This is a genomic window from Citrobacter sp. ANG330, from assembly GCF_047467925.1.
In the GTDB taxonomy this organism is placed as follows: domain Bacteria; phylum Pseudomonadota; class Gammaproteobacteria; order Enterobacterales; family Enterobacteriaceae; genus Citrobacter_A; species Citrobacter_A amalonaticus_G.
This window is the reverse complement of record NZ_JASJUI010000004.1, coordinates 314,581-330,328: the sequence shown is the minus strand read 5'-3', so window position 1 is coordinate 330,328 and position 15,748 is coordinate 314,581. Positions and strand designations below refer to the sequence as shown.

At 55.0% G+C, this 15,748-nt stretch carries 13 protein-coding genes and 1 pseudogene; 11 read left to right on the top strand and 3 right to left on the bottom strand.

The genetic code is table 11. The annotated features are described in order from the left end of the window. The first annotated feature begins 30 nt into the window (after positions 1 to 30). The 5 genes from entD to QNN88_RS12265 all read left to right on the top strand — a co-directional run bounded on the left by entD (position 31) and on the right by QNN88_RS12265 (position 4,991). The gene (gene entD / locus QNN88_RS12285; RefSeq protein WP_414240474.1) at positions 31 to 693 is read left to right on the top strand and encodes an enterobactin synthase subunit EntD; all 663 of its coding nucleotides are present in this window, start codon (positions 31 to 33) and stop codon (positions 691 to 693) included. A gap of 117 nt (positions 694 to 810) precedes the next feature. Next, complete coding sequence (locus tag QNN88_RS12280) at positions 811 to 1,752, top strand: D-ribose ABC transporter substrate-binding protein (protein WP_414240473.1); 942 nt, start codon at positions 811 to 813, stop codon at positions 1,750 to 1,752. Between the two features lie 11 nt (positions 1,753 to 1,763). Then, the gene (locus QNN88_RS12275; protein ID WP_414240472.1) at positions 1,764 to 2,372 is read left to right on the top strand and encodes a DUF2291 family protein; all 609 of its coding nucleotides are present in this window, start codon (positions 1,764 to 1,766) and stop codon (positions 2,370 to 2,372) included. Next, positions 2,372 to 3,898, top strand: coding sequence for a sugar ABC transporter ATP-binding protein (locus QNN88_RS12270; RefSeq protein WP_414240471.1), 1,527 nt, complete (start codon positions 2,372 to 2,374; stop codon positions 3,896 to 3,898). The genes QNN88_RS12275 and QNN88_RS12270 overlap by 1 nt, the downstream gene beginning before the upstream one ends. A 1-nt stretch (position 3,899) precedes the next feature. After that, complete coding sequence (locus QNN88_RS12265) at positions 3,900 to 4,991, top strand: ABC transporter permease (RefSeq protein WP_414240470.1); 1,092 nt, start codon at positions 3,900 to 3,902, stop codon at positions 4,989 to 4,991. A 52-nt stretch (positions 4,992 to 5,043) separates the two neighbouring features. On the opposite strand, the gene QNN88_RS12260 is transcribed toward QNN88_RS12265, so the two are convergent. Continuing rightward, complete coding sequence (locus QNN88_RS12260; protein ID WP_414240469.1) at positions 5,044 to 5,997, bottom strand: sugar-binding transcriptional regulator; 954 nt, start codon at positions 5,995 to 5,997, stop codon at positions 5,044 to 5,046. 312 nt (positions 5,998 to 6,309) lie between these two features. Here QNN88_RS12260 and QNN88_RS12255 point away from each other — a divergent pair, with 312 nt between their 5' ends. Genes QNN88_RS12255 through QNN88_RS12240 form a run of 4 tightly spaced genes read left to right on the top strand, consistent with a single transcriptional unit; the run spans position 6,310 to position 11,082 of the window. After that, entirely contained in the window at positions 6,310 to 7,140 is an 831-nt protein-coding gene (locus QNN88_RS12255; RefSeq protein WP_414240468.1) for a transketolase, read from the top strand. Further along, positions 7,133 to 8,080: a transketolase family protein gene (locus QNN88_RS12250; RefSeq protein ID WP_414240467.1), complete on the top strand. Its 948-nt coding sequence runs from the start codon at positions 7,133 to 7,135 to the stop codon at positions 8,078 to 8,080. Before QNN88_RS12255 ends, QNN88_RS12250 begins: the two co-directional genes overlap by 8 nt. 36 nt (positions 8,081 to 8,116) lie before the next feature. Next, positions 8,117 to 9,535 carry an L-fucose/L-arabinose isomerase family protein gene (locus QNN88_RS12245; RefSeq protein WP_414240466.1) on the top strand — a complete coding sequence of 473 codons (1,419 nt, stop codon included), beginning with the start codon at positions 8,117 to 8,119 and terminating at the stop codon, positions 9,533 to 9,535. A gap of 32 nt (positions 9,536 to 9,567) precedes the next feature. Beyond that, the gene (locus QNN88_RS12240) at positions 9,568 to 11,082 is read left to right on the top strand and encodes an FGGY family carbohydrate kinase (RefSeq protein ID WP_414240465.1); all 1,515 of its coding nucleotides are present in this window, start codon (positions 9,568 to 9,570) and stop codon (positions 11,080 to 11,082) included. Between the two features lie 109 nt (positions 11,083 to 11,191). Here QNN88_RS12240 and QNN88_RS12235 read toward each other — a convergent pair. Together QNN88_RS12235 and QNN88_RS12230 are read right to left on the bottom strand one after the other, a co-directional pair. Beyond that, positions 11,192 to 11,341, bottom strand: a pseudogene (locus QNN88_RS12235) (Hok/Gef family protein); the annotation flags it as partial. Between the two features lie 158 nt (positions 11,342 to 11,499). Continuing rightward, positions 11,500 to 13,533: a choline transporter gene (locus QNN88_RS12230; RefSeq protein WP_414240464.1), complete on the bottom strand. Its 2,034-nt coding sequence runs from the start codon at positions 13,531 to 13,533 to the stop codon at positions 11,500 to 11,502. Positions 13,534 to 13,659: 126 nt separating this feature from the next. Here QNN88_RS12230 and betI point away from each other — a divergent pair, with 126 nt between their 5' ends. Then, entirely contained in the window at positions 13,660 to 14,250 is a 591-nt protein-coding gene (betI, locus tag QNN88_RS12225; protein ID WP_414240463.1) for a transcriptional regulator BetI, read from the top strand. A 17-nt stretch (positions 14,251 to 14,267) separates the two neighbouring features. After that, positions 14,268 to 15,740, top strand: coding sequence for a betaine-aldehyde dehydrogenase (gene betB, locus QNN88_RS12220; RefSeq protein ID WP_414240462.1), 1,473 nt, complete (start codon positions 14,268 to 14,270; stop codon positions 15,738 to 15,740). Positions 15,741 to 15,748: the final 8 nt, after the last annotated feature.

The window sequence follows — 15,748 nt, the reverse complement described above, 5'->3', positions numbered from 1 at the left end:
CGGAGGAGGGTTTTTGGTTTTAATGACACGATGCAGACAACGCACTCCCCTCTCATTCTGGCTCACCACACCGTGCATTGTGTGACGTTTGAACCAGACACCTTTCATGAACACGATCTGCTGTGGCTTCCCCATCATGCACAACTGGCACATGCCGGGCGTAAACGTAAGGCCGAACATCTGGCTGGTCGTATTGCCGCGGTTTATGCGCTACGCGAGCAGGGACATAAAAATGTCCCGGGAATGGGCGAACAACGACAACCGTTATGGCCGGAAGGTCTGTCCGGCAGCATCAGTCACTGTGCTACCCGCGCGCTGGCTGTTGTTTCCCATCAGCCAGTGGGGGTTGATATTGAAGAAATAATGACGCCGCAGACGGCAGGAGAATTGTGCTCATCTTTTGTTGATAATGAAGAAGAACGTGTTTTACGTTCCAGCGCGTTGCCTTTCCCTCTTGCCTTAACGCTGGCTTTTTCAGCCAGAGAGAGCGTATTCAAAGCGCTGTCCCAATGGGCGCTGCCCCTACCGGGCTTTGCGAGCGCAAAAGTCACCGCACTGACAACTACGCAGCTAACGCTACGTTTATCACCCCTATTTTCGCCTAATTTTGCCTATCATGAAGCCAACGTGTACTGGAAACAACATCAGGACACGGTCATCACGTTATTCCCTCATCTCGCATCAGGATCGTGATCCTTTTCTCCTTTTAAACAATTAGCCGCACAAAACGTAGACAGTTCAATAAAGTCGATTTATCGTTACTTTGAATAATAAATCATATTTGAATATATATTCAATGTGGAGAAAACGATGAACACGACCTTTGTAAAATCCGTCTTACTGGCTTCGATCCTTACTGCATCCGGCTCGCTCTACGCAGCCGATAATGGACTCATCGCCATCATTACCCCATCCCATGATAATCCGTTCTTTAAAGCCGAGGCTGATGGCGCGGCGGCGAAAGCGAAAGAACTGGGCTATACCACGCTCGTCGCATCGCACGATGATGATGTGAACAAGCAGAACCAGCTCATTGAAACGGCGATTGCCCGTAAAGCAAAAGCCATCATTCTGGATAACGCAGGCGCCGATGCGACCGTCGGCCCACTGGAGAAAGCGAAAGCCGCTGGCGTTCCGGCATTTCTTATCGACAGAGAGATCAATAAAACCGGGGTTGCCGTGGCGCAGATTGTCTCTAACAACTATCAGGGCGCGCAGCTTGGCGCTGAAAAATTCGCCAAATTACTGGGCGGTAAAGGCCAGTATGTTGAGCTGTTGGGCCGCCAGTCTGATACCAACGCCCACGTACGTTCACAGGGCTATCACGACATACTGGACGATTATCCGGACATGAAGATGGTGGCTCAACAGACCGCTAACTGGAGCCAGACGGAAGCCTTCACCCGTATGGAAGCCATCCTGCAAACCAACCCCGATATTGTGGGCGTTATATCCGGTAACGACACCATGGCGCTCGGTGCTGAAGCGGCGCTGAAAGCCGCCGGGAAAAATAACGTCATTGTGGTGGGCTTCGACGGTAGCGACTACACCCGCGACTCCATCATCAACAAGAGCAATATCAAAGCAACCGTTCTGCAACCCGGCTGGCAGCAGGCTCAAATGGCTGTCGAGCAGGCTGACTTTTACCTGAAAAACGGAAAAGCCCAGAAAGACGAAAAACAGCTGATGGACTGCGTGCTGATTGATGAGACCAACGCCAGCAAGCTGAACAAATTCAATCTGAGCCACTAAGCGGAGGCGTTATGTCGTTAACACAATGGGGTGCTGCGTTGTTAGGTTGCACCACCCTGTTGCTGACGGCCTGCACGGTAGTCGATCTTGACGAAAATGGTAAGCCCGTGATCCCCGCCGATCCGAATGCCAAAGCCAGCTTCGACAATCTGACGCCCCAGCAGATCGCGCAACAAACCTGGCAGCCTCGCGTACTGGACGCCGCGAATCAACACGCCCTGGATGCAACCGCGCTGAGCGCCCGTATGGCGACACCAACAGCCGCGCCGGAAAGCGTGTTCGTTCGTCTGACCAGTCGGATCGAAAAAGTCGATATCTCCAACACCAGGGAGAAATCATTTGTGATGAACGTCAACGGACACCCGATAGAAATTCAGACAGGACCAGTGATGCGCGGTAACGCGATTCGTGATGCCGCGGGCTTTAAGTTTGAGGACTTTACCAACCAGGTGCAGTTTGCACAGCTTTCCCGTGCCTATAACCGGGAGGCGGTAAACGCGCTGCCGCCGGTGGATGAGAGCTGGTCAGGCAAAACCGCGACGGTGACCCTCGCGGTGACCCTTAACGGCGGTAAACCAGAGAATGCCGCCGCCCTGGCGTTGAAACAGGAGGCTCCGTAATGAACGATGTCCCTGCTGATGAAGTCATCCTGGAAACGCAGGCTATCTCAATGCTGTTTCCCGGTACAGTTGCGCTGGATGCGGTGGATTACCGCGTCTGGCGCGGCAAAGTGAACGTCATTATTGGCGAAAATGGCGCGGGGAAATCCACGCTGATGAAGATCCTTGCCGGCGTTCAGCAGCCCAGCAGCGGTGAAATGCGGCTTAACGGTCAACCCGTGCGCTTTGCCAGCACCCGGGATGCCGCCGCGCACGGTATCGGCATGGTGCATCAGGAGCTGAATCTGTTCGAAAACCTGAACGTGGCTGAGAACATCTTTCTGGGCCGGGAGTTACAAAAAGGCGTCACGCCCATTAATGAGGCAGAACAGGAAAAGCGCGCCGAAGCCCTGTTACAACGTCTCGACCAGCCCATCTCGCCACGCGAACTGGTGGGCAATCTTAAGGTGGGACAACAGCAGCTCATCGAAATCGCCAAAGCGCTGGCAGAAGACGCCGACATTCTGATTCTGGATGAACCCACTTCTGCACTGAGCAAAACCGAAGTGGAAATTCTGTTCCGGGTGATCCGCGAGCTGACCCGCCAGGGCGTGTCAATTATCTACATTTCACACCGTCTGGAAGAGCTGATGGCGATCGGTGACGTGATCACCATTTTGCGTGACGGCAGATTCCAGGCCGAAGCAAAAGTCTGCGATATCGACGTGCCGTGGATTGTCCGTGAAATGCTGGGGAGCGATCCGGTCAGCAACTTCCTCGAACCTGGACGCACCTTTGGCGCGCCAGTACTCGAAGCGGAACACATCACCTGCGTGAACGCAGCCGGGAACGCGGTCGTGAACGATGTCAGCTTCCGCGTCCATGCCGGGGAAATTGTCGGGATATATGGGCTGATGGGGGCGGGACGCACTGAGCTGTTTGAATGTCTTCTCGGTACCGAACGAAACTATCTGGGCAAGCTGTGGCTGGACAGCAAGCCGGTTCCGCAGCGACTCACCACCGCCGAACGTATCCGTATGGGGATGAGTCTGGTGCCGGAAGACCGCAAGCGCACCGGAATTTTCCCGATATCGTCTGTCGCCACCAATCTGACCATCGCCAGCCTGTGGCGACGACTTCAGCGCGGCTTTGCCATTTCTCGCCGTGATGAAGAGGCCGTGGTAGCCAGTACGATTGGCGATCTGTCGATCAAAGTCTCGTCACCCGACGTGGAAATTCAGGCACTGAGCGGCGGCAATCAACAAAAGGTGGTCATTGGCCGCTCGTTGCTGACCAATCCGAAAATCCTTTTTCTCGACGAACCCACGCGCGGTATAGACGTAGGCGCGAAAGCCGATGTCTTTCGCATGATGGTGCAACTCTCACAGCAGGGGATTGCCGTGGTCTTTTCCACCTCAGATTTAAAAGAAATTATGGCGGTGTCTGACCGCATTCTGGTGATGTCCGGCGGGAAACTGACCGCCGATATCGTACGCGATCGGGCCGAAGAATCGGCGCTGGTAACCGCAAGTGCTCAGGGGTTCTGACATGAAAACTGTTCAATCCGTCGCCATTGCCCCCCGCTCCGGGGTGTCATTTTCACGAGAAAATATCCTGCTGCTGATCCTGAAGCTGCGGACCTTTATTGCGCTGTTTCTGATAGTCGGATTCTTTGCTTTTACCGTACCGGGATTTCTCTCCGGCGGTAGCATGGTCATCATGATCAAACATATCGCCATCAACGCCTTCCTGGCGCTGGGGATCACCTTTGTCATTATCACGGCAGGTATCGATCTGTCGATTGGCGCAACGCTGGGGCTGTGCGGCATGATTGCCGGCTGGTTGATAACCAAAGGGATTGTGCTGCCGATGTTTGGCATCGCCATTTTCCCCAGCGTTTGGGTAATCGTCCCGCTGGTGCTGTTGATTGGTGGACTCATTGGCGCCGCAAACGGCTGGATTATCACACGCTATAACGTTGCGCCGTTCATCTGTACATTGGGCACCATGTACGTTCTGCGGGGGGCGGCGATGTTAACCTCCGATGGACAGACCTTTCCGGGGCTTTCCGGTAATCCGCAACTCGGTAATACCGGCTTTGATGAAATTGGCGCCGGTACGCTATTTGGCATCCCCTGGGCTATCTGGATGATGATAGTGCTGGCGTTAATCATTGCCTATGTGGCGCGACGCCTGCCGTTTGGCCGTCATGTCTATGCCATTGGCGATAACGAACGCGCCGCTGAACTCTCCGGCGTGAAGGTTAAACAGGTTAAGATCTGGGTGTATACCCTTTCCGGCCTGTGCGCCGCTATCGCGGGAATTGTGGTATCGGCGCAGCTTTCCGCCAGCCACCCGGCTAACGGCACCGCGTTTGAAATGAATGCGATTGCAGCGGTCGTACTGGGCGGGACCTCGCTCGCCGGGGGGCGCGGTACCATTCTCGGGACCCTGATCGGCGCATTTGTCATCGGCTTTCTCGCCGATGGACTGGTGATGATGGGGGTGAGCGAATTCTGGCAGATGGTGATTAAGGGGATCGTGATTATCGTTGCCGTCATCATCGACCAGATGCAGAACCGGATGCAGCAAAAAGCCGCAGTGGTTGCGCAAAAAGCGGCGATGGAAAGCACGTCGTAAAGCCCGGCTCAACTTGCTCCGGGTAAAATTCCCGGAGCAGATTTTCATCTCGCTACGCTTTCTTTATCAGGCTGCGCGCAGTCGGATAATCGGTAATCAACACGTCAATGTAGTTACCCTGCAGCGCGCCGCGAATGGCGTTACGCTTGTCTTTTCCCCCCGCCAGCGCAATCACATGCTTACAGTCACGAATTTGCGCCAGTTCCATACCAATCACGGGATCTTCTTCATGGCTCAGAACCGGTTTTCCGGCCGCATCATAATAGTGCAGGCAAATATCGCCCACCGCCCCGCGTTCAGCCAACAGTTTGAGCATCTCTTCGTTATAGTAGTTGCCGGAATTTTTCAGCAGTTGCGACGGCTCCAGTTCGCCTATCCCCACAATCGCCACGTCCACTTCGGCAAATTTATCGACTACAGCGGCAACATCCGGGCTATTCACCAACCGGGTGCGTTCTTCAACAGAGTGCTCAATGCTTTGCGAGGGTAATAGCCACGATGGGCAGCCCAGATGCGCGGCCAGTTGTTGCGTGAGGATCGTCGCCTGTACATTGCCATTTGGCCCAACACCACCCAAAAGTTGGATCACACCCGCCGCACGAATATTCTGCGGATGCATCTCATCGACCATGCAACGAATCGTACTGCTCCAGGAAGAAATTCCTACCAGATCCTCAGGACGAATGCGGGTTTCAACATAATGCGCCGCCGCACTGCCAATCGCGTGCTTGATTTGCGCTCCCGTCGGGTTGTCGCCAACATCCACCACGATCGCCTGGCGAATGCCGTATTGTTCTTCCAGCGCCTTTTCCAGCGAGACAAAAATATTGGTCGGCTGTACCACCGTTATTTTTACCAGCCCTTCTTTCTGGCATCGCGTTAACGCTCGTGACACAAAGGACTGCGAAAGGTGCAGCAGCGTAGCAATTTCTGACTGTTTTTTATTTTCGGCGTAATAGAGTGTGGCAATCTTCACCAACAACCGTTGTTCATCCTGCTTCGACATGGCAATCCCCCTGTAAAGTCCCGTTATTTTTATTCATACCTGAATAGATAACAAGCGATCTCCTGCATCCCGCCCGCCAGGCAAGTGTGATCCTTTTCTCCTTTCTCCAAAATTTGCCTGCACAAAGCGTAGACAAACCTCAGGACAAGGAATATCTTTAATCATGAATAATAAATCAATAGTGAATATATATTCCATTGACCTATAAAGTCACGTAATAAGGAGAAAATCTCTTACCTTAGGAAGTCGTCAGGTTATTACATCCTGCTTGAATATATATTCAAGCAGGATTAAACATTCAAGAGGTGTTATATGAATCCGTTTTTGCTCTCTGTTGCGGAGCTTGAAAAGAAAGCGCGTGCGGTACGCCGTCGCATCATTGTGTTGAATGCTGAGAGCCCGGCGGGCGGCCATACCGGAGCTGATCTGTCGCAGGTTGAGCTGTTGACGGCGCTTTACTTTCGTATTCTTAACTGCTCTCCCGCCCTACAAGAGAGCGATGAACGCGATATTTATATCCAGTCAAAAGGCCATGCGGTCGGCGGATACTATTGCGTTCTGGCCGAAGCCGGCTTTATTCCGCTGGACTGGCTGGCCAGCTATCAGCATGCCGATTCGCATTTACCCGGCCATCCGGTGAAACATAAAACGCCCGGCATCGAACTCAATACCGGCGCGCTGGGACACGGCTTACCGGTCGCGGTCGGCCTCGCGCTTGCGGCAAAACGCAGTAACAGCAAGCGTCGCGTGTTCGTCATTACCGGCGACGGCGAACTCGCCGAAGGCAGCAACTGGGAGGCCGCCCTGGTCGCTGCGCACTACCAGCTCGACAACCTGATCATTATTAATGACAAGAATAATCTCCAGTTGGCCGGAGCAACCAAAGAGATCATGAACACCGATCCTCTTGATGAAAAATGGCGTGCATTCGGTATGCAGGTCACTACGTGTCGCGGCAACGATATGGCCGATGTCGTCAGGACACTGGAAGGATTAACACCGCAGGGCAAGCCCCATGTGGTAATTGCAAATACCACCAAGGGTGCCGGCGTTTCCTTTATTCAGGGACGTCCGGAATGGCATCACCGCGTGCCTAAAGGTGACGAAGTGGAACTGGCGCTGGAGGAACTGAAAGATGAGTAAAAGTGAACATCTCGCCACAGTGATGGTGAATGCCTTTATCGACGCGGTCGAAGGCGGAATGGATCTGGTGCCGGTTGTTGCGGATTCCACCTCCACCGCCAAAATTGCGCCATTTATGCAGAAGTTTCCTGGCCGACTGGTCAACGTCGGCATTGCCGAACAAACGCTGGTGGGCACCGCCGCCGGTCTGGCGCTTGGCGGTAAAATCGCCGCCACCTGTAACGCTGCGCCCTTTTTAATCTCACGCGCGAATGAGCAGATTAAAGTCGACATCTGCTACAACAACACCAACGTCAAGCTCTTTGGTCTGAACGCTGGCGCCAGCTATGGCCCACTCGCCAGTACTCACCACAGTATTGATGATATTGCGGTACTGCGCGGCTTTGGCAACATTGAAATTTATGCCCCGTCCTGCCCGGTGGAGTGCCGACAGATCATCGATTACGCCCTGTCGCATGTCGGCCCGGTTTATATCCGTCTGGACGGTAAAGCCCTGCCGGAATTACACGATGATGCTTACCGCTTCGTGCCGGGACACATCGACGTTCTGCGCGAGGGAAAAGACGTCGCCCTGGTCGCAATGGGGTCGACGGTGCATGAAATTGTCGACGCTGCCGCACAGCTGGCACAAGCCGGTATTGAAGCCAGCGTAATCAGTGTACCGTCTATTCGTCCCTGCAATACCGCACAACTGCTGGCGGCGCTGACGCCATGCCGTGCAGTGGTGAGTGTGGAAGAACATAACATCAACGGCGGTGTGGGAAGCCTGGTTGCGGAAGTACTGGCAGAAGCCGCCAGCGCGATTCCCCTGCGTCGTCTGGGCATCGCCGATGGTCAGTACGCTATCGCGGCGGACAGAGCGGCAACCCGTGCGCGCCATGAAATAGACGTCGCGGGTATCGTGAAGAATGCGACGGCCTTACTGAAGACAGCAAGATAAAACAATAACAACTCAGAACCCTTACTGGAGAAAGCTATGTCCCGAATCCCTCAACAGCTGACCATGGCGGTGATCATTGGTAACCGGGGTTTCTTCCCGAGTTATCTGGTCGCAGAAGCCCGCGAACAGGCAACTGCTTTATTTAACCGCCTCGGCATCAAAACCATCATGCTCGACGACACCCAAACCGAGCTCGGCGGTGTGGAAACCCGCCAGGATGCCAAAATTTGCGCAGAACTGTTTCGTGCGCATCGCGATGAGATCCACGGTGTCGTGGTCCTGCTGCCCAACTTTGGCGATGAAAAAGCGGTGGCCGAGACGCTGCGCCTCTCCGGTCTGAATGTCCCCGTACTGGTTCAGGCTCAGGAAGATAATCTTGATAAAATGGGACTGGCGACCCGCCGCGACAGCTTCTGCGGTAAAATCTCGCTATGTAATAACCTGCGTCAGTACGGGATTCCGTTCACCCTGACCACCCAGCATGTGTGTGATTTAGCGGGGGAGGTATTTGAAAAAGATCTCAAACGCTTTGAGCAAATTTGCCGCGTTGTCAGCAGTATGCGCGGCGTGCGTGTGGGGGCCATTGGCGCGCGGCCTGCCGGGTTCAACACCGTTCGTTATAGCGAAAAACTGCTGGAAAGACTGGGTATTGCCGTCGAAACGCTGGATTTGTCCGAAGTATTTACCCGTATCAAACAGCTGCGCGATGACGATATCCGCGTGGATGAAAAACGCCGTCTGCTGATCGATAACGCCGACGCCAGTGCGATCCCCGCAGATAAACTCGTCACCATGGCAAAACTGTTTGTGGTGATAAGCGACTGGGTGATCGCCAATGATATTGATACCACTGCCATCCAGTGCTGGACCTCGTTACAGGAAAATCTCGGCATCAACGTCTGCTCGATCATGAGCGTCATGTCCGGGCAACTGATGCCCAGCGCCTGTGAAGTGGACGTGATGGGCGCGCTCTCAATGTATGCGCTCGCCAGCAGTAATCTCAGTCCGGCCTCAATCGCCGACTGGAACAATAACTTCGGCGACGATCGCGATAAGTGCGTCCTGTTCCACTGTGGGAACTTCGCCTCAGCCAGTCTGGAAAACCCCAAAATGGGGACCGCAGACATCATCGGCACCACCGTTGGCAAAGAGAATACTTGCGGCGCCGTACACGGCAGGATGAAGCCCGGTACGTTAACCTACTTCCGCATGAGCACTGACGATCTGACCGGGGAAATCAAGGCCTACGTCGGCGAAGGACAGTCGGTGGACGATGCGCTCGATACTGTCGGTTGCCGGGCGGTGATTCAGGTGCCTCACCTGGAAAACCTGCTGGCGTGGATCTGTCGTAATGGCTTTGAGCACCATGTTGCCATGAACCATTCAGCCAGCGCCGAAATTCTGCATGAAGCCTTCACCCGTTACCTCGGCGTGGATACGTTTTTCCATCGCTAAGCCATCGGGACAATATAAGGCTGGAGAAGACTATGTCAGCAGAACAAGACATTATTATTGCGCTCGATGAAGGAACCACGAACGCAAAGGCGGTCGCGCTGGATGGCAATGGCAACGTGGTGGCGAAGTTTTCCCGGGCGTTGACGATTCAAACGCCGCGAGAGGGTTGGGTTGAACAATCCGGCGAGGCGCTGATCGCCGCATCGCTGGCGGTGGTGGCGCAGGCGATAAAGGCCGTCGGGGCGAATCGCGTAGCGGCGCTGGCCATCAGCAACCAGCGTGAAACGGCCATCGGCTGGTATCGGGCCAGTGGGCGGCCCCTCGGCCCGGCGATAACCTGGCAATGTTCGCGTACCGCTGATTTTTGCCGAACATTACGTGAACACGGCCGGGAGGCGCAAATTAAAGCCGTGACCGGTCTCCCCGTCGCCCCTCTGTTTTCCGCCTCTAAAATGCGCTGGCTGCTACAGAGCGTTCCCAATGGCTTTCAACTCGCACAGCAAGGTGAAATTTGCCTGGGAACGATTGACAGCTGGCTGCTGTGGAATCTGACCGGTGGCAACGCATTTCACTGCGACCAATCCAATGCATCACGTACGCAATTACTTAATCTGACCCGCGGCGAGTGGGACGACGACATGCTGGCGCTGTTTGGTATCCCACGACAGGCGCTTGCGGAGATTTCACCTTCCAGTGCCCATTTCGGCGTAACCCAGGGACTGAGCGAGATCCCCGACGGCATTCCGATTCTGGCGATGATTGGCGACTCGCATGCGGCGCTGTTTGCTCACGGACTGGGCGCGCAGGGATGCGTCAAAGCCACCTACGGAACAGGTTCCTCGGTGATGGCGCCCGTGCTGTCAGCACAGTGCGACGTCAGCGCGCTGGCCACGACGGTCGCCTGGCACGATGGCGACAAACGGGTATATGGCCTGGAAGGCAATATTCCCCATACCGGTGACGCCGTGGCCTGGATGGTGGACAGCACCGGGTTAAGCGAGCTTCCTGAAGCGCAACTGGCTCATGAACTCAATACGCTACCCGCCACGGTCGATTCCACGCTGGGCGTCTATTTTGTTCCAGCCCTGACCGGGTTGGGCGCACCCTGGTGGGATGAGAATGCCCGCGGACTCATTCACGGATTAAGCCGCGGCGTGAAGCGTGCTCATCTGGTTCGTGCGGCGCTGGAATCGATCACTTATCAAATTGCCGATGTGATGCTGGCGATGCGCCAGCACAGTGACTTTCAGTTGACGGCGCTGATGGTGGATGGCGGCCCGACCAAAAACGACTGGCTGATGCAATATCAGGCCGATCTGCTGGGCTGCCCGGTGATGCGCAGCGACGTGCCTGAACTTTCGGCGATCGGCGCGGCATTACTGGCACGCAAAGCCCTGCTCAACGTTAATACTGATCAGCTCCGACGTTATCTGCCCGAACATGTTACCTTCCAGCCCAACGCCGAACGCCATGGGCGGTTACAAAAACGCTGGCATGAATGGCAGCACGCCGTTGAACGTACCCGCTGGCAAACGCAGGAGAATTAAAAAATTCGCCCGCAGCCATGACTGACTGCGGGCGAGGTGATTAAGCGGGTGCCGTCTCATCCAGACCAGGCAAGCGGATACGCGGGGATAACTCCCCGCATAACGGCGACTTCTTCGATTCGTAAGCGAAAGCTGCCTTAAACTCAATGCCACGCTCCCTGACGCTGAACTCACAGAGTGAGTCCCTCACCAGGAGCGTGAATCCCTGCACCGTAATGCAAAGTGCGATGACTGCCATTAAGGCATATTTCGTCAGCATATATTGCCTCCATGCGAAGAAGAGACTGCAATCCGAATTGTTCAGGTTTGGAGTAGTAGCCTCAAGGTTGATAGTACTGTCACCCTGGGGCTTTCTTTTTATTCATCACTGTATATTTATACAGCTCAAACGCATTTTCGGAAAACGTTTAGAAAGTCCTACATGCCCGGGAACAACACGCCATTTCCTGGCGCTTCACGATCCAGATGAATGAAGTTCAGATGACGTTCGTACTGGTCGAGGATATCGGTAATCACCTGCTCTTTACTGTAGTCCATCAGATCATTGCCCTGACTGCCTTCCAGCAGGAAGGTCTCCAGCCGGTAATAGGTCGATTTCCCGCTGCGCGCACGGTAGGTGAAACCAGGCACGGCATACTGCTGCGGCCAGATCTGGTAGATAAAGTTACGTTCATCGCCCATATGCACCAGCAGATCGAGGTGACCGAGATTATCCCCTTCTTCTGGCGGCATACTTTGCAGTTCAACCCTCGCGCCACGCAACCGTAGCTCCTGCGCGACCTCTTCCATCGCCGGATAACAGACCGTTTTCATCATCTCGCGGGTATAGCGCGTACCGGGGTAATTCATCAGTCGCGAGAGGCGTTTTTTCCAGCTCAGCCGATCCTGTGTTCCCATGGGGCGCGGCGCGGTATGGCGGCTGGCGCTCTCGCGGCGGTAATCTTCTACCTTGAGCGATTTATATAATCCGGCCATCACAAAGAAAATCACAAAGCTGAACGGCAGGCCCATGATCACCGTCGTGTTTTGCAGGGCTGAAATCCCGTTGGTCATCAGCATTCCCAGCGTCAGCAGCCCGATGGCCACCGACCAGAAGATACGGATCCAGTTTGGCGCATCGCTGTTGATATCCTTCAGCTTCGAGGTGAAGTTGCCCAGCACCAGCGCGCCGGAATCGGCTGACGTCACATAAAACAGCAGACCGGTGATGGTGGCGACGGAAGCGCTAAAGGTGAATGCGGGATATTGTGCCAGCAGGCTATAGAATCCGCGCTCCGGATGCGCCATCGCTTCCTGGGCAAAACCCGCATCGCCGTGGATAATTTCATACAACGCACTGTTGCCGAACACCGACAGCCACAACAGGGTAAAGGTAAACGGAATAATCAGCGTGCCGAAAACAAACTGGCGAATAGTGCGCCCACGTGAGATTCTCGCGAGGAACAGGCCGACAAACGGCGACCAGGCCACCCACCACGCCCAGAAAAAGAGCGTCCAGTTGTTCATCCATTCAACCGGGCGGTCAAAGGCAAAGCTGTTGAGCGTCATCCCCATAAAGCGATTCACATAGTCGCCCACATTGAGCACCAGCGCGTTAAGCAGGAACGAGGTGTCGCCCATAAACAGCACAAACAGGATCAGCCCCAGCGCCAACAGAACGTTCAGCTCTGAAAGTACGCGAATGCCCTTATCCACCCCGGAGGTAACGGAGATGGTGGCGATCACCACCGACAGGACAATCAGCGCCGCTTTTGCCACCATCGAGTCAGGAATATCAAACAACACGCTCAGACCGTAGTTAAGCTGCACCACACCAATGCCCAGAGTGGTGGCGATCCCGAAAATGGTGCCGATGACCGCTGCAATATCAACGCTATGCCCTATCGGTCCGTTGATGCGTTTACCAAAGATCGGATAGAGCGCAGAACGAATGGTCAGCGGCAGGTTATAGCGGTAGCTGAAATAACCCAGCGCCATGCCCATCAGGGCATACATCGACCAGCCGGTCAGCCCGTAGTGGAACAACGTCCAGACCATCGACTGACGCGCTGCCTCAATGGTCTGCCCTGCCCCTTCCGGAGGCTGCATATACTGCGTGACGGGTTCCGCCACCGAGAAAAACATCAGGTCGATCCCAATGCCGGCGGCAAACAGCATCGCTGCCCAGCTCAGCAGGCTGAATTCCGGCTTCGATTGTTCCGGACCGAGTTTCACCGAACCAAAGCGTGAGCAGGCGATAAAAATCACAAAGACGATATACAGCGTGGCGGCCAGCAGGTAGTACCAGCCAAAGGTTTTTGAGACCCAGTTTAGGGTCCGGCCAATCCAGACGGCGGAGAAATCACTAAAGAAAATGGTCGTCAGGGAAAACAACAAAATCAGCCCGGCGGAGGTGTAAAACACCACCGGATTGATTTTGTCCTTTTCTCTGCTCTGCGGAAGGTCTGACATCAATTATCCTCACTTTTCCTGTAACTATTTGAAATCAAATCCGCAACAATTAAGACACATTTATATTGAACGTTCAATCAATAAAAGGTTAAATACATAAACATTACTGATGAATGGAGCCGTAACATGCCCAAACTGGGGATGCAAACCCTTCGGCGCAGGCAACTGATTGACGCCACGCTGGAAGCGATTAATGAAGTCGGAATGCATGATGCGACGATTGCGCAAATCGCCCGCCGTGCCGGGGTCTCAACCGGGATCATTAGCCATTACTTTAAGGATAAAAATGGATTGCTTGAGGCAACGATGCGCGACATCACCAGCCAGCTTCGTCACGCCGTTTTGCATCGACTCCATGCGTTACAGGGAGCACGCGCCGAACTGCGCCTGCGGGCCATCGTGGCGGGAAACTTTGACGAGACGCAGATAAGCCATGCCGCCATGAAAGCCTGGCTGGCCTTCTGGGCCAGCAGCATGCATCAGCCGATGCTGTATCGCCTGCAACAGGTCGCCAGCAAACGTCTGTTATCGAATATCGTGTACGAATTTACGCGTGAACTGCCTCGTGAACAGGCGCAACAGGCAGGCTATGGACTTGCGGCGCTGATCGACGGGCTGTGGCTACGCGCCGCGCTAAGCGGTAAGCCGTTTAATCTCAGTCTTGCGCAGGCGTTGACCACCCATTTCATCAGGCAGCACTTACCCAAAAGCCACTGACTCACCGAGGAGAATGCATGTCCCGAATGGCAGAACAACAGCTTTATATTGATGGTGGCTATACCAACGCCACCAGCGGTCGTACCTTCGAGACGATCAACCCGGCCACGGGTGAAGCCCTGGCAACCGTCCAGGCCGCCGGACGTGAAGATGTTGATCGCGCAGTAAAAAGTGCTCAGCGCGGACAAAAAATCTGGGCGGCGATGAGCGCTATGGAGCGCTCGCGCATTCTGCGCCGTGCAGTGGACATCCTGCGCGAACGCAATGATGAACTGGCGAGACTGGAAACGCTGGATACCGGCAAACCATTCAGCGAAACCGCCAGTGTCGATATCGTCACCGGCGCAGACGTACTGGAATACTACGCCGGGCTGATTCCCGCGCTTGAAGGGAGCCAAATCCCGCTACGCGAGACCGCGTTCGTCTACACTCGCCGCGAGCCGCTGGGCGTCGTCGCCGGGATTGGCGCGTGGAACTACCCGATTCAAATCGCGCTGTGGAAATCCGCACCTGCGCTGGCAGCAGGCAATGCAATGATCTTCAAACCCAGCGAAGTCACCCCACTGACCGCTCTGAAGCTGGCGGAAATCTACAGCGAAGCGGGTCTGCCGGACGGCGTCTTTAATGTCCTGCCGGGCGAGGGCGCGGAAACGGGCCACTATCTGACCGACCATCCGGGCATCGCCAAAGTCTCCTTCACCGGCGGCGTCGCCAGCGGTAAAAAAGTGATGGCAAACGCTGCCGCCTCGTCGCTAAAAGAGGTAACGATGGAGCTGGGCGGTAAATCGCCGCTGATTGTTTTCGAGGATGCTAACGTTAATCTCGCCGCAGACATCGCGATGATGGCAAATTTCTATAGTTCCGGACAGGTCTGCACCAACGGAACCCGCGTGTTCATTCCGGCGCGGATGAAAAGTGCTTTCGAACAGACCCTTCTTGCTCGCGTCGCGCGGATCCGCGCAGGCGATCTGTTTGATCCCGCCACCAACTTTGGCCCACTGGTCAGCTTCCCCCACCGCGAAAACGTCCTGCGCTATATCGAAAGCGGTAAAAAAGAAGGTGCGACGCTGCTCTGCGGCGGTGATGTGCTGAAAGGAAAAGCATTCGATGAGGGAGCCTGGGTGGCACCAACGGTGTTTACCGATTGCCGCGACGACATGAGCATTGTGCGCGAGGAAATCTTCGGACCGGTGATGACCATTCTGACTTACGAGAGTGAAGACGAGGTTATTCGTCGCGCCAACGACACCGATTACGGCCTGGCGGCGGGGGTGGTCACTCAGGATCTCAACCGCGCCCATCGCGTCATCCATCAGCTTGAAGCAGGGATCTGCTGGATCAACACCTGGGGTGAATCCCCTGCCGAAATGCCGGTTGGCGGCTACAAACATTCCGGTATCGGCCGCGAAAATGGCCTGATGACGCTGCAAAGCTACACCCAGGTGAAGTCCATCCAGCTCGAGATGGCCCCCTTCCAGTCCGTCTTTTAACCAGGAGG